Annotated in this window: 17 protein-coding genes and 1 pseudogene; 3 read left to right on the top strand and 15 right to left on the bottom strand. The window is 64.8% G+C overall.

Annotated features, from left to right (window positions below):
* Positions 1-257 precede the first annotated feature (257 nt).
* The gene (locus AC13EK_RS00300; RefSeq protein ID WP_069336201.1) at positions 258-794 is read right to left on the bottom strand and encodes a DUF6438 domain-containing protein; all 537 of its coding nucleotides are present in this window, start codon (positions 792-794) and stop codon (positions 258-260) included.
* 96 nt (positions 795-890) lie between these two features.
* Between AC13EK_RS00300 and rph the strand changes: the two genes are divergently transcribed.
* Positions 891-1607, top strand: coding sequence for a ribonuclease PH (gene rph, locus AC13EK_RS00305; protein ID WP_069336200.1), 717 nt, complete (start codon positions 891-893; stop codon positions 1605-1607).
* Between the two features lie 96 nt (positions 1608-1703).
* A complete protein-coding gene (rdgB, locus tag AC13EK_RS00310; protein WP_069336199.1) occupies positions 1704-2333 on the top strand; it encodes an RdgB/HAM1 family non-canonical purine NTP pyrophosphatase in 630 nt (209 codons plus the stop codon).
* Between the two features lie 27 nt (positions 2334-2360).
* On the opposite strand, the gene AC13EK_RS00315 is transcribed toward rdgB, so the two are convergent.
* The 3 genes from AC13EK_RS00315 to AC13EK_RS00325 all read right to left on the bottom strand — a co-directional run bounded on the left by AC13EK_RS00315 (position 2361) and on the right by AC13EK_RS00325 (position 4534).
* On the bottom strand, positions 2361-2981 hold the full coding sequence (locus AC13EK_RS00315; RefSeq protein ID WP_069336198.1) for a CAP domain-containing protein: 621 nt from the start codon (positions 2979-2981) through the stop codon (positions 2361-2363).
* Positions 2982-3115: 134 nt separating this feature from the next.
* A complete protein-coding gene (locus AC13EK_RS00320; protein ID WP_069336197.1) occupies positions 3116-3880 on the bottom strand; it encodes a hypothetical protein in 765 nt (254 codons plus the stop codon).
* Positions 3881-3958: 78 nt separating this feature from the next.
* Complete coding sequence (locus AC13EK_RS00325) at positions 3959-4534, bottom strand: CAP domain-containing protein (protein ID WP_010337592.1); 576 nt, start codon at positions 4532-4534, stop codon at positions 3959-3961.
* A gap of 52 nt (positions 4535-4586) precedes the next feature.
* Between AC13EK_RS00325 and hemW the strand changes: the two genes are divergently transcribed.
* Complete coding sequence (gene hemW, locus AC13EK_RS00330) at positions 4587-5762, top strand: radical SAM family heme chaperone HemW (protein ID WP_010337591.1); 1176 nt, start codon at positions 4587-4589, stop codon at positions 5760-5762.
* Between the two features lie 6 nt (positions 5763-5768).
* On the opposite strand, the gene AC13EK_RS00335 is transcribed toward hemW, so the two are convergent.
* From AC13EK_RS00335 to AC13EK_RS00385, 11 genes and pseudogenes are all read right to left on the bottom strand, one after another.
* The gene (locus tag AC13EK_RS00335; RefSeq protein ID WP_069336196.1) at positions 5769-7367 is read right to left on the bottom strand and encodes a M56 family metallopeptidase; all 1599 of its coding nucleotides are present in this window, start codon (positions 7365-7367) and stop codon (positions 5769-5771) included.
* Positions 7364-7732 carry a BlaI/MecI/CopY family transcriptional regulator gene (locus AC13EK_RS00340; protein ID WP_004210924.1) on the bottom strand — a complete coding sequence of 123 codons (369 nt, stop codon included), beginning with the start codon at positions 7730-7732 and terminating at the stop codon, positions 7364-7366. Before AC13EK_RS00340 ends, AC13EK_RS00335 begins: the two co-directional genes overlap by 4 nt.
* Positions 7733-8167: 435 nt before the next feature.
* Entirely contained in the window at positions 8168-8500 is a 333-nt protein-coding gene (grxD, locus tag AC13EK_RS00345) for a Grx4 family monothiol glutaredoxin (protein WP_037510599.1), read from the bottom strand.
* A gap of 64 nt (positions 8501-8564) precedes the next feature.
* The gene (locus AC13EK_RS00350) at positions 8565-8798 is read right to left on the bottom strand and encodes a BolA/IbaG family iron-sulfur metabolism protein (protein WP_004210906.1); all 234 of its coding nucleotides are present in this window, start codon (positions 8796-8798) and stop codon (positions 8565-8567) included.
* 13 nt (positions 8799-8811) lie between these two features.
* Entirely contained in the window at positions 8812-9135 is a 324-nt protein-coding gene (locus tag AC13EK_RS00355; protein WP_037510605.1) for a DUF1476 domain-containing protein, read from the bottom strand.
* A gap of 57 nt (positions 9136-9192) precedes the next feature.
* Positions 9193-9786, bottom strand: coding sequence for a 3-isopropylmalate dehydratase small subunit (gene leuD / locus AC13EK_RS00360; RefSeq protein ID WP_069336195.1), 594 nt, complete (start codon positions 9784-9786; stop codon positions 9193-9195).
* 109 nt (positions 9787-9895) lie between these two features.
* Positions 9896-11347, bottom strand: coding sequence for a 3-isopropylmalate dehydratase large subunit (gene leuC, locus AC13EK_RS00365; protein WP_010337588.1), 1452 nt, complete (start codon positions 11345-11347; stop codon positions 9896-9898).
* Positions 11348-11446: 99 nt separating this feature from the next.
* Positions 11447-12133: a glutathione S-transferase family protein gene (locus tag AC13EK_RS00370; protein ID WP_069336194.1), complete on the bottom strand. Its 687-nt coding sequence runs from the start codon at positions 12131-12133 to the stop codon at positions 11447-11449.
* Between the two features lie 231 nt (positions 12134-12364).
* Complete coding sequence (locus tag AC13EK_RS00375; RefSeq protein WP_202968897.1) at positions 12365-12907, bottom strand: hypothetical protein; 543 nt, start codon at positions 12905-12907, stop codon at positions 12365-12367.
* 20 nt (positions 12908-12927) lie between these two features.
* Positions 12928-13122 (bottom strand): annotated as a pseudogene (locus AC13EK_RS00380) (transposase); the annotation flags it as partial.
* 83 nt (positions 13123-13205) lie between these two features.
* A partial coding sequence (locus tag AC13EK_RS00385) for an ATP-binding protein (protein WP_483021948.1) occupies positions 13206-13488 on the bottom strand: 283 nt, incomplete at its 5' end.

A 13488-nucleotide genomic window follows, 5' to 3' on the forward strand; every position in this document is an offset into this window, starting at 1 on the left:
GCGAGGGCCGCTGGCCCTCCTGCCTTTCGAAACCTGTTTCGAATGTTCTTACATCATCAGCCACTACGATACCCCTCGGATGAGGGGCAAAACATAGACAGATCAGCAGCTACGAAAATGTGGGGAGGTTTTGGCGCTTACCGCGTGTCGCGTGGCTGTCGCTTCGCTGGCGCGTGACAGGCGCAATTCGCCGGAATCGACGCAATTTAGCCCTGCGACATTGTGAACTTCGGGCTGTCGCGTCGCGGGGCGGTGGTTCAGCTTGCCGGCTTGGGCTTCAGCATCGGTTCGATGCCCAGCGTCTTGGGTATCCCGCCGATCGTCGTGCGGAGTTTCGCATAGCGGCTGTCCATGCAGCCGGACTGGAAATCGAGCCGGGTCGGTTTCGCGCCCTTGCCCCCGCCCTTCCCCTCACCGCGCGTCCATTCGATCGTGTAGCTGGGCATGTCGGTGGCGAAGCGGGTGCAATTCTCGCCCTGGGCGATGCGCTTTGCCGTGCCGGTCGCCGGCTTCCACGGGGCAAGGCCGGTGCGCAGTTGGCGATATTGCGCGGCGCTGACGGTGAAGCGGGTCGGACCGGGGACGGAGGTGAAGCGCTCGGGCTCCAGCAGGCCCGAGCCATCGGGCGTCACCCGCAGCGTATAGGCGGGACAGGCACCGAAGCAGCGACCGGCGGTAAAGCGGATCGTGTCGCCAGCGGCCGTCGGCGGCTCCAGCTCCACCTTCTCTCGGTCGGTCACGCATCCCGCCAGCGCCAACATCGCAACCGGCCCCATCATCATCGCTCTCTTCATGGCGCCCCTCTTATCGCAACTTTTGGCGCTTGGCACTGGCATGCGACGCCACCGGGCGCTAAGCGCTCCCACCTGACCGCTTCGGAGTAGAATATTATGCGTCCTTCCGGCCGCGCGCCCGACCAGATGCGCGACATCACCATGGAACCCGGCTTCACCATCCATGCCGAGGGCTCGTGCCTCGTCAGCTTCGGTGACACCCGCGTCCTGTGCACCGCCTCGATCGAGGAAAAGGTGCCCCCCTTCCTGCGTGGCAAGGGATCGGGCTGGGTCACGGCCGAATATGGCATGCTGCCCCGCGCCACCCACACCCGCGGCAGCCGCGAGGCGGCCAAGGGCAAGCAGTCGGGCCGCACCCAGGAAATCCAGCGCCTGATCGGCCGCTCGCTGCGCACCGTCGTCGACCTCAAGAAGCTCGGCGAACGCCAGATCGTGATCGACTGCGACGTGATCCAGGCCGATGGCGGCACCCGCACCGCCGCTATCTCGGGCAGCTGGGTTGCGCTGCGCATCGCGGTGGACAAGCTGCTGCAGTCGGGCGCGCTCAGCGAAGACCCGATCATCCAGAAGGTCGCGGCGATCAGCTGCGGCATCTATGAAGGCACGCCGGTGCTCGACCTCGACTATGCCGAGGACAGCAATGCCGAGACCGACGCCAACCTGATCCTGACCGGCGACGGCAAGTTCGCCGAAGTGCAGGCCACGGCCGAGGGCGCCGCCTATGACGAGGAAGAGCTGCTCCGCCTGCTCCGCCTCGCCCGCATCGGCTGCGCCAAGATCTTCGCCGCGCAGGATGTGGCGACGGGTCGGTAATTGAAATCCGTTCGCTTCGAGCGAAGTCGAGAAGCAGATAGCGCATTCGTGCGTTTCTCGACTACGCTCGAAACGAACGACACAGGGTAGAGCCAGATGAGCGACGAATACGGACAGGAACAGGCGATCCGCAAGCTGAAGCCCGGCAAGCTGGTGATCGCCAGCCACAATGCCGGCAAGGTGCGGGAAATCGCCGCCCTGCTCGGCCCCTATGGGATCGAGCCGATCTCCGCCGCGTCGCTCGACCTGCCCGAACCGGAGGAGACCGGCACCACCTTCATCGCGAACGCCGAGCTGAAGGCGATGCAGGCCGCCGACCTTAGCGGCCTGCCGGCGCTGGCCGACGACAGTGGCCTCTGCGTCGAGGCGCTGAACGGCGATCCGGGCCTCTTCTCCGCCCGCTGGGCCGGGCCGGACAAGGATTTCGGCATGGCGATGCAGAAGGTGTGGGACGGGGTGCAGGCCAAGGGGCCGGACGCCGGCCATGGCGCCCATTTCATCTGCGCCCTCGCGCTCGCCTGGCCCGACGGCCATGTCGAGGCGTTCGAGGGCCGGGTCGATGGCCTGCTGGTCTGGCCGCCGCGCGGGGCAAATGGCTTTGGCTATGACGCGATGTTCCAGCCCTTGGGCCACGACATCAGCTTCGGCGAGATGGACCCGGACGCCAAGCACGCAATGAGCCACCGCGCCGACGCCTTCGCCCAGTTGGTGAAAGCGGTGATCTGATCGGATGGGGGGCGGTCCCGGCCGCCCCTATTCCTCGCCGCCCGCCAGCACCGGCGCCGCATCCAGCGGCCCCATGCCGAACATGTTGCCGGCGGGATAATAGCGGCAGACGAGATAGTCGAAGCTGCGGCCCTCGGCCAGCGCGCAGCCAACCGACCGGGTGCCGCGCCAGATGATCTGGGTATAATGGGCGACATCCTGCCAGCGGCCGGTGGTGCTGAAATTGGGCATCTTGCCCGCCCGACGGAAATAGCGCCGTTCATTGAGGAAGGCGCCGACCATCACCTCATAATCATAGAGGCCCCGGCTCCCCATCCACAGATTCTCCCCGCTCGGCACCGCGCGGGTCGCGCGCGGGCTGTGGGCGAAGATATTGGTCCGCGCCATCTGCCGCGCATAGCGCGCCGCATCCGCCGCCAGCGTCCGGTCCCAGCTAAGCGGGGTCAGGCCCCAGCGGCTGCGCTCGTCATTATGCATGCCCAGGACCACGTCCTGCAGCAGCCCATCGTCGCGATCAGCCTCTTCCATTCCATATTGTTCGGCCGGGCTGGGCGCGCGCCGCGCCGGCGCCGCCTCTCCCTTGCCACCGAAAATCCCCAGCATCATGGCGGCCGTCGCAACGGCCAGCCCCCATTTCCACCCGCGCATCGTCTTTGTTCTTTCGACCCGATAGCCCGCGCCTCTCCCCCGGCCCGGCCGGTTCGGAACGCGATGCTGCGGCTAAACGCCCGATCGTGTGAAGCAGGGATGAATAGTCCGGCGCAGGCGATCGCCTGTCCGCGTCACTCCGACGAAACGGGTCGCAGCTTCGCCGAATCGATATGCCAGCGCCGCTGCGCGGCCGATGCCCCGTCGACATCATTGACGCGCCGCACGACATAGGTGCCGGCAAAATGCTGGCGCGTGCCATCCGCCAGTTCCGCGTCGATCGTCACCGGCACCGGCTGGTAGACGGAGCCCGCACCCGCATCGCCCGGCGTCATCCGGCCGATCGTCACATGGGTCGCACGGGTGGCGGCAAAGCCGGCCTGGAATCTCTCCATCGTCTGCCCTGCCGGCCCATTCTCGCCCCACTGGCTCCAGGCGGTGCCATAGTCGCGCGCGTTGATCGCGGCATAATAACGCTGCACCACGGCCGCCGCGGCCGCCATGCTCTTGGGTTCGGGCGTGCATCCCGCCATCGGCTTGCCCTGGCCATCGAACAGGGCGCAACTGCGCGCGATCTCATCCTCGATCATCGCACAGCTATTGGCGACATTGCAGGGCGGATGGGTGGCCGGCGACACGCTGATGCACAGCTTGACGCGGCGCTCGGCTGCAGCGGCGCCGATCTCGGCGGTGCAGGACAGGGGCGTCAAGTCGGCCTGGCTGGATCGGGGGACCGGTGCCGTGTCTGGCTGGGCGGCGGTGGAAGCATTTTCGGGCGTGGCAGGCGCAGCGCCCTGATTATCAGACGTGGGAGATGGTGAACCACACGCAGAAAGGGCAAGCAGCGTAATCGCCGTGCCCATGCAGGCCCATGGCCTTGTTCTTGAAACGGGCTGCATTTTTCCTCCCCCCTTTTGCCGACTGCGCTTCAAGGCATAATCGACAGAGAGGAAAAATGATCCGCCTGGGAAACGCCTTCAGCCCTGCCAGCCGCCAAAGTCGCGGTCGAACGGGCTCATGCCATAGACATTGCCGGCCGGATAATAGCGGCAGACCAGATAATCATATTGGGCGCCTTCGCCCAGCGCGCAGCCGACCCGACGGGTGCCGCGCCAGATCATCTGGGTATAGTGGCCGACATCTTCCCAATTGCCGGTCGTGCTGACATCGGGGAAGCGGGCCTTGAACACGAAGGCGCGGCGTTCGTCCATGAAGGCGTCGAGCATGGCGGTATAGCCATAGGCCCGGTGCGTCCCCATCCACAGATTTTCGCCGATTTCCTCGTCGCGTTCACCGCCATGCGAATGGCGGAACTGGTTGGTATGCACCATTTGGCGCGCATAGCCGGCCGCATCGGCCGCCAGGCGATCATCCCAGGCCAGCGCGGGCACGCCCAGCGACTGGCGCTCGCGATTATGCACGTCCATCACCACCTGGCGCAGCATCGCGTCGGAACGCGGCGCCGGCTGGATATTATAATAATTCCACACGTCGCGATTGACCGAAGCCGATGCCGGTGCGACCGCCCCTGCGATCATCCCGCCGAAAAGCATCAGTGCAGCCGCTAGCGGGCCGCGCTGAACGCGTCTAAAGATATGTCCACTCATGTCACCCGAAGTCCTTCTCGCCCCACCGGCTTTCACCGAGGCTCTTGGCCTATATGTTCATTGGCCATTTTGTGTTTCGAAGTGTCCTTACTGCGATTTTAACAGTCATGTTCGCGACCGGATCGACGCCGATGCGTGGCAGGCTGCGCTGCTCGCCGACCTTGCCCATGAAGCGGAAAAAACCGGCCGGCGACCGCTCCGTTCGATCTTCTTTGGCGGTGGCACGCCGTCGCTGATGCCGCCCCGCATCGCCGCTTCCCTGATCGAGGCGGCGGAAAGACATTGGGGCTTTTCCAACGACATAGAGATCACGCTTGAGGCCAACCCGAACTCGGTGGAAGCCGCGCGTTTCGGCGATCTGGCGGCCGCCGGGATCAACCGTGTGTCGCTCGGCCTGCAGGCGCTCGACAATGAGGCGCTGGCCTTCCTGGGGCGTGCTCATGACGTCGATGAGGGGCTGGGCGCACTCGACACGGCTCGTCGCATTTTTGACCGGGTGAGCTTCGATCTCATCTACGCGCGCCCTGGCCAGAGCGAATCGGACTGGGAAGCGGAGCTGGCGCGCGCCCTCTCCTTCGGCACCGGCCATTTGTCGCTCTATCAGTTAACGATCGAGCCGGGCACGCGCTTCGCCACGCTCGCCGCGCAGGGCAAGCTGACACCGGTCGACCCGGATCATGGCGCCACCCTTTATGAGCTGACCCAGGCGATGACCGCGCAGGCCGGCATCCCTTCCTACGAGATCAGCAACCATGCCCGGCCGGGGCAGGAAAGCCGCCATAACCTCATCTACTGGCGCTATGGCGACTATGTCGGCATTGGCCCCGGCGCCCATGGCCGCCGCGGTGGCATGGCGACATTGCGCCACAAGAAGCCGGAAAACTGGATGGGCGCGGTTGATCGCAACGGCAACGGCCTGCAACAGGAAGTGCCGCTGCAGGCCGAGGACAAGGCGCGCGAGGCGCTGCTGATGGGATTGCGTCTGGGCGAAGGGGTCGATCTGGCCCGGATCGCCGGCCTGTCGGGCCTGCCGATCGGCGCGTTGGTGGATGATCGGGCGATCGACCGGATGAATGATCTGGGGCTGGTCTGGCGAACCGGCAACCGGCTTCAGGTCAGCCCGGCGGGCATGTTGCTGCTCGACGCCATCCTGCCCGAAGTGGTGGCGGTCTAAAAAGCCTCAGTCCGGATTGCGATCGAGATCGGCCAGTTCCTGGTCGATGTCGCGCAGTGCCTCGGCCCGATCGCTTTCCGGCATGCGGCTGGCGGCGATCTGGGCACGGGCGGCGGTCAGCCCGGCACGCGCGGCATTGCGCCCCGCCCGTTCGGCATTGCGGGACATGCGCTCGGCATCGCGGGCGTTCAGCATGGCGATCCGCTCCGCCTTGCGGGCCTGCGCCTCGATCGCCCGCTCGCAGATGCGCACCCGGATGTTGCGGCGGCCATTGGCATCGACAAATTCGCGATGGCTGGTGACCTTGTCGCCCTCGCAGCCTTCGCGCACGTCGACCACCGGCACCATGCGGGCGATCTCCGCCTCGGTCGGGATGCGATGGGTTTCGACCCGGCCATTGGCATGGGTGACGATCACCCGGCCCGGCTCGCTGCGCACCGTCACCGGCGGCACGGGCGGGACCGGCGGAACCGGGGGCACGATGTCGGCGGCCGGAACCGGCGGCACGGGCGCTGCAGGCGGCACGCGATCGGCATGGGCGACCGGCACGGGCGCTGTCGCCGGCATGGGCGCGGCGGCGGGAACCGGCGCGGCCTGCGGCAGGGCCTCCCGCGCCGAGACGGGCTGCGACACCAGGTTGGTCAGCTTGGCGAAATCGGCCTGATCGACCTTATCGGTGATTGCCGCCATCTGCTGCGCAGCGCGGCTGCCCGATGCGGTGAGGGCCAGGCCCGTGGCAACGACCATGGCGACGGCGGCCATGCCCCAGCTGATGCGCTTCAACGATGTTTCATGGCTCGAAAGCATTTTCAGCCTCCCCTTGAGCGTGGTGATGCGGGTGAGATGGCAGGCGCCGGCAAATTGGCGACCACCGGCGGCCTTCAATATGGCGCGGCCATAGGCATGGGCCTGATCCTGGCCGTAGAGCGAGAGGACGCGCGCGTCGCAGGCGGTTTCCTGATCGGCGCGATAGGCGCGATAGGCGATCCAGGCGACCGGATTGCACCAGTGCAGCGCCAGCAGCAGCAGCGCGACCATATTGGCGGCCAGATCGCCGCGCTCATGATGGGCGCGTTCATGAGCGATCGCCATATCCTGCTCCTGCGCGTCATAGCGCAGCCCGAAATCGGCCGGCAGGACGATGTAGGGCCGGAAAATACCGAAGGCGAGCGGCCCCGATGCCTGCGGACTGGTGATCAGGCGGATCCGCCCTTCCTCGCCCAGCGGCGTCGATCCGGCCAATATGTCGCGGCGAAACCGGGCATAGCCTATCGCCTGCACGACCAGGAACAGGACGACGCCCAGCGCCCACAGGCCGATCGCCATTTCCAGCCAGGGGATGCTCGTCGCTGCGGCCTGTGCCGCGGGCGAAGGCGCGATCTCCAGCAGCGCCGGCAAGCCCGCCTGGTCCACGACATTATGCAGCGGCGAAGGCGCGGCAACCTCGCGCGGAAGCGTTGGCAACAGCATCCGGGCCAGCGGCAGCAGCCACAGCCAATAGGCCGCCCCTGCCCCCAGCCAGCGCGCCACCGGGCGTCGCAACATCATCACCATCGCCATCAGCAGGGTCGTGGCGATCAGCGTTTCGGCCATCCAGACGCTCATGATTTCAACCCCTTCAGGATTTCCTCAAGCTCCGCGATATCATCCGCGCTCAACTGGTCCTGGCTCGCCAGCTGGGCGACGAGGGGAGAGATGCGGCCACCGAACAGGCGATTGACCAGCCGTCCGGACTCGCTCGCCACATAATCCTCGCGCGCCACCAGCGGGCGATAGAGGAAGCGGCGGCCATCCTGGTCGGCGGCGATCACCTCCTTGGCCATCAGCCGCGACAGCAAGGTCTTGACCGTCTGCAGGCTCCAGTCGCGTTCGGCGGTGACGCGATCGGCGACATCATTGGCGGTTGCCGGCGCCTGTTCCCACAGCGCTTCCATCACCACCAGTTCCGCTTCGCTGATCTTCTCGCTCACTGCCTGATCCCGACCCTGTTCCGACTCTCCAACTACATATGTAGTCGCATCGATTACGGATGTAGTCAATCAGGAAAGTGGCTCGGCCCAAATGGCTTTTCGACGAAAGTGTCGGGCGACCTTACAAACGACAGCGGACGACTGGCGGCGTTAACCCTTGAACCATGCACGAATGGGTGGCTTTCCACTTCTGGCACGCCGGATGCTTCTCTTCCCACATACCCACCGTTCAACTACCCGGGGGATGCCGGCACGGTCTCCGCAGGCATCCCCCACCCGGTGGCCGCTCCCGAAGCTTTCACAGACCTTATCGCCAGCCGGACTTGCAGCACATTGAACCGTCCCTGGCCGGCTTCATATGCACGCACTGCAGACAAGAAAAAGGGCGGTCCGACCAGCGGACCGCCCCCTCGATCTTTCGCCCTGAGCCGTCGATCAGTTCGCCGCAGCGACGCCGTTGTCGGTCATCAGCTGCTGAAGCTCGCCAGCTTCATACATTTCCATCATGATGTCGCTGCCGCCGACAAATTCGCCCTTCACATAGAGCTGGGGAATGGTCGGCCAGTCGGAGAAGGTCTTGATGCCCTGGCGAACCGCCTGGTCCTGCAGCACGTCGACCGTGTCGTAATTCACGCCCAGATGCTCCAGGATCGCGATCGCGCGGCTGGAAAAGCCGCACTGGGGGAAGAGCGGCGTGCCCTTCATGAAGAGCACCACGTCATTACCGTTGACGATGTCGGCGATCCGCTGCTGCACGGCGTCGGTCATTTCACTGGGTCCAATTCTTTGTCTGGCGTCGCCGCGCGGCGGGACGCGAATGTCGCTATGGCGGTTAGTTGGGAACGGCGGTGGTCAGTTGCAAGGCGTGAAGCACCCCGCCCATGCGTCCGCCCAGCGCCGCATAGACGGCGCGCTGTTGCGCCACCCGGCTCATGCCCCGAAAGCTTTCGGACACGACCTTCGCCGCATAATGATCGCCGTCGCCGGCCAGGTCGGTAATCTCGACCTGCGCATCCGGGATCGCGGTCTTGATCATCTCGGCAATATCGTCTGCTGCCATCGGCATGGCGATACCTGCCTTATTGCGCTTCGATGAACATGCGGCGGGCGATCACCGCCTGCTCGTCGAGCGCGGTGCGCACGCCACCTTCGTCGATGTCGAGGCCGGCCTGGGTCATGTCGCCCAGCAGCTTGCGGATGACGTCCTCGTCGCCCGCTTCCTCGAAATCGGCCTGCACGACGGCCTTGGCATAGGCGTCGGTTTCCTCAGGCGTCAGGCCCATCTTCGCGGCCGCCCATTCGCCCAGCAGGCGGTTGCGGCGCGCCTGGATGCGGAACTGCATCTCCTGATCGTGCGCGAACATATTTTCAAATGCGCGCTCGCGGTCGTCGAAAGTGGTCATGCGTGAAGCCCTGTTGAAATGCGTCTGTCGCGCCCAGAGATAGGGGCAAGCGCGCCTTTAGGCAACGGCCGGCACCAGCCAGGGGCGCAAAGCCGCATCCTTCGCCTCGAACGCATCGATCACATCCGCCTCGTCCAGGGTCAGGCCGATCTCGTCGAGGCCGCCCAGCAGGCAATGCTTGCGGAACGGATCGATCTCGAAGCTGAAGCGATCCTGATATTGGGTGGTGACGCTCTGCTGCTCCAGATCGACATGGATCGGGTCAGTCTTGGCGACCTCCATCAGCCGGTCGATCGCGTCCTGCGGCAGCACCACGGTCAATATGCCGTTCTTGAACGCATTGCCCGAGAAGATGTCGGAAAAGCTCGGCGCGATCACCACCTTGATGCCCAGATCGCCCAGCGCCCAGGCGGCATGTTCACGGCTGGAGCCGCAACCGAAATTGTCGCCCGCGATCAGGATCGGGCTGCCGGCATATTCGGGATCGTCAAAGACATTGCCCGGTTCCTTGCGCAGCACCTCGAACGCGCCCTTGCCAAGGCCAGCGCGCGAAATCGTCTTGAGCCAGTGCGCCGGGATGACGATGTCGGTGTCGACATTCTTCATCCCGAACGGATAGGCCCGGCCGTCAACGGTAGTCAGCTTGTCCATCAGTGCGCCCGCTTCGCCTCCACCGCGGGACCGTCCTCGGCGCGGCCCAGCGTCGCGGCCATCGCCGCACTGGCCAGCGCACCCAGCGCCAGCACCCAGAATACCTTCTTCATGCGACCATCCCCTCTTTTTCACCCATCAATGCGCGCACATCGGTCAACCGGCCGGTCAGCGCGGCGGCCGCCGCCATTTCCGGCGAGACCAGATGCGTGCGCGACCCCGGACCCTGACGGCCCATGAAATTGCGGTTGCTGGTCGACGCGCAGCGTTCGCCGGCCGGCACCTTGTCCGGGTTCATGCCCAGGCACGCCGAACAGCCCGGCTCGCGCCATTCGAAACCGGCGTCGAGGAAGATGCGGTCCAGCCCCTCGGCCTCGGCCATGCGCTTGACCAGGCCCGATCCCGGCACGACCATCGCATGCTTGATGCCGGCGGCGATATGCCGCCCTTTCAGCAGGCCGGCGGCGGCGCGCAGATCCTCGATCCGGCTGTTGGTGCAGCTGCCGATGAAGACATGCTCGATCGCGACATCTTCCATCTTCTGCCCGGCGATGAGGCCCATATAGTCGAGCGACTTCTGCGCGGCGGCGCGCTTCGACGCATCGGCGAAGCTCTCCGGGTCCGGCACCACGCCGGTCACCGGCACGACATCCTCGGGGCTGGTGCCCCAGGTGACGTTGGGCACGATGTCGGCCGCGTCGATCACGACCGTCTTGTCGAACACCGCGCCTTCATCCGTATGCAGCGTCTTCCACCAGGCCACGGCCGCATCCCAGTCGGCACCCTTGGGCGCCATCGGGCGGCCCTCGATATAGGCAAAGGTCTTCTCGTCCGGCGCGAACAGGCCGGACCGGGCGCCCGCCTCGATCGACATGTTGGCGACGGTCAGGCGCCCTTCGATCGACATGTCGCGGAACACCGACCCGCGATATTCCATGACATATCCGGTGCCGCCGGCGGTGCCGATCGTGCCACAGATTGCCAGCGCCACATCCTTGGGGGTGACGCCATAGCCCAGTTCGCCCTCGACCACGACTTGCATGGTCTTGGACTGTTTCAGCAGCAGCGTCTGGGTGGCCAGCACATGCTCGACCTCGGACGTGCCGATGCCGAAGGCCAGCGCGCCCAGCGCGCCGTGCGAGCTGGTATGGCTGTCGCCGCAGACCAGAGTGGTGCCCGGCAGGGTGAAGCCCTGTTCCGGGCCGACTACATGGACGATGCCCTGTTCCGGGTCCGCGTCGCCGATCAGGCGTACGCCGAATTCGGGCGCATTGCGTTCCAGCGCGGCGAGCTGCTGCGCGCTTTCCGGATCGGCGATCGGGATGCGATGGCCATCGGCGTCTCGGCGCGGCGTCGTCGGCAGATTATGGTCGGGTACCGCAAGGGTCAGGTCGGGCCGGCGCACCTTGCGTCCAGCGAGGCGTAGGCCTTCGAACGCCTGCGGGCTCGTCACTTCATGCACGAGGTGACGATCGATATAGATCAGGCAGGTTCCATCGGGACGCCGTTCAACGACATGCGCGTCCCAGATCTTCTCATAGAGGGTGCGTGGCTTAACCATGGTCCCCTCCCCCTAGACCCGTAAGGCGCTAGGGGAAAGGGGGAGAAACGCGGCCAGCGATGGAAAATGTGCGTTTTTCGCAAGGATGAAGTAATAATGTTACGCCATGCGATAATCCTCGACCACGCGGCCGACCGCCGCTAGTTCCGCCTCATGGCCCTCCTCGCGCCAGCTCTCGGCCAGCGCCGCCTCTTCCCATGCGTGCATCGCGGGATGGGCCAGCATGGTTTCGACCCAGCCGCGCGCGATCGGCCCGACATCCAGGCCATAGCTGCGCACCCGGAAGGCGACCGGCGCATAGAAGGCGTCGAGCGCGCTGAATTCCGCGCCGGCCAGATAGGGCCCGCCAAAGCGCGCCAGCCCCTGCTCCCACAATTCGCGCAGCCGGGCGATATCCTTGTTCAGCGCCGGCTCGATCAGGTTCAGCTCCACCCGCACCCCGACATTCATCGTGCAGGTCGACCGCAGCGCGGAAAAGCCGCTGTGCATTTCCGCCACCGCGCACTGGGCAAAGGCGCGCGCATCGGCATCGGCGGGCCAGACGCCCTCATGCCGGTCGGCCAGATAGAGGAGGATGCCGAGCGAATCCCAGAGCGTCCGGTCGCCATCGATCAACGCCGGCACCTGTCCCGTCGGCGAAAAGCTGCGAAAGGCGCTGTAATTGACCGGCGCTGCAAAGGGTTCGATGCGATCGACGAAATCGATCCCCAGCCCCTTCATCAGCAGCCAGGGCCGCAGCGACCAGCTCGAATAATTCCGGTTGGCGGTGATGAGGGTATAGGCCATCGATCAATCTCCCCTGTGCGTGGTGCGCGTCCCCTTAGCGCAACGGGAAACGGCCCGACAGGCGGAACGATCCACGGGTCTGACAAGCTCAGCTTATCAGGCGAGATGGAGAAGCTTGGCGCACCTCTGGCGGAGTTGGGTGGACGCCTGACAGTCTGCGGCTAGGCGCCACAACTGGCGGCTGAATGTCTTGGCAGGGATTGCCCGTTCCGCGAGCGCGTCGGTCCCTGATCATTTTGATCGGCCAATTTGCTGCGCCTTCGAGAGATAGGCTATGGCCGAACGGCTATTCTGCGCTTTGTTTTTCTCCGCGCGCCATTCAAGAGCCGACTTTAATGGTGCTAGGGCATGCAGGACAACTGATGCCGCCAAGACATAGCCGGACCCCGAGATATAGGAGCCTGCAAGACCAGCCGCCGATGTCGCGACGGCGGTTGGCGCGCTGATCCCCTCGATAAGCTTCGGCCAAAGTTTATCCCGTACCGCAGCCATTTCGCTTCCGTGGACGCGCGCCGTCTCAACCAAGCTATTGGTGACGCGAGCGACGATCCGTTCAGTCTCACCGACCTTTCCGACCTCAATCTCCGCGTCTATTATTCTTGCGACATCAGCTATGAATTCCTGACGCAATTGCTGAGTCCGAGACCGGAATTCGAGCACATCCTGAAGAGGGAGCTGCGCTAGCTGCGATGTCGGCAATACCTGTCCGACGATGTTAAATATTGTCCGTTGCGTTAATGCGCCGGATATATCTGTTACATCTGAGATCGACACGGTCGATGTGCCTCGGCGTGCTAGGCCGCGTTGACAAAGTGTGGCAACCATCTGCGAATGGCGGCGAGGTTCAGGAAGCTTGCGAAGGATAGGGCTGTTTTGTCGTAACGGGTTGCGATCCGGCGGAACTGCTTGAGTTCGCCGAACATGCGCTCGATGCGGTTGCGGTCACGATAGCGGCGGAAGTCGCACTGAATGGGTTCGCGGCGATTGGCTGTTGATTGCCGTTGAGAACTGACCCGGGTTTTCATCGAGAAGTGACCCACCTTGCGTTTATGTTTCGGATGTCAGGGGTGGGTCAAGATGGGGGGTTGTCCTTCCTGGCTTTGGGCTGCTGAGCCGAGCTGTTTTTGAACCGGAACCTGTCGTTGCCGGTCTCAAGGATATGGCAGTGATGCGTAAGCCGATCGAGGAGCGCGGTCGTCATCTTGGCATCGCCGAACACGGTGGCCCACTCGCTAAAGCTGAGGTTGGTGGTGATGATCACGCTGGTGCGCTCGTAGAGTTTGGTGAGCAGATGGAACAGCAAAGGCCCGCCTGACGCGCTGAACGGCACATATCCAAGCTCCTCCAGGATCACG

The organism is Sphingobium sp. L-44 (assembly GCF_056859495.1).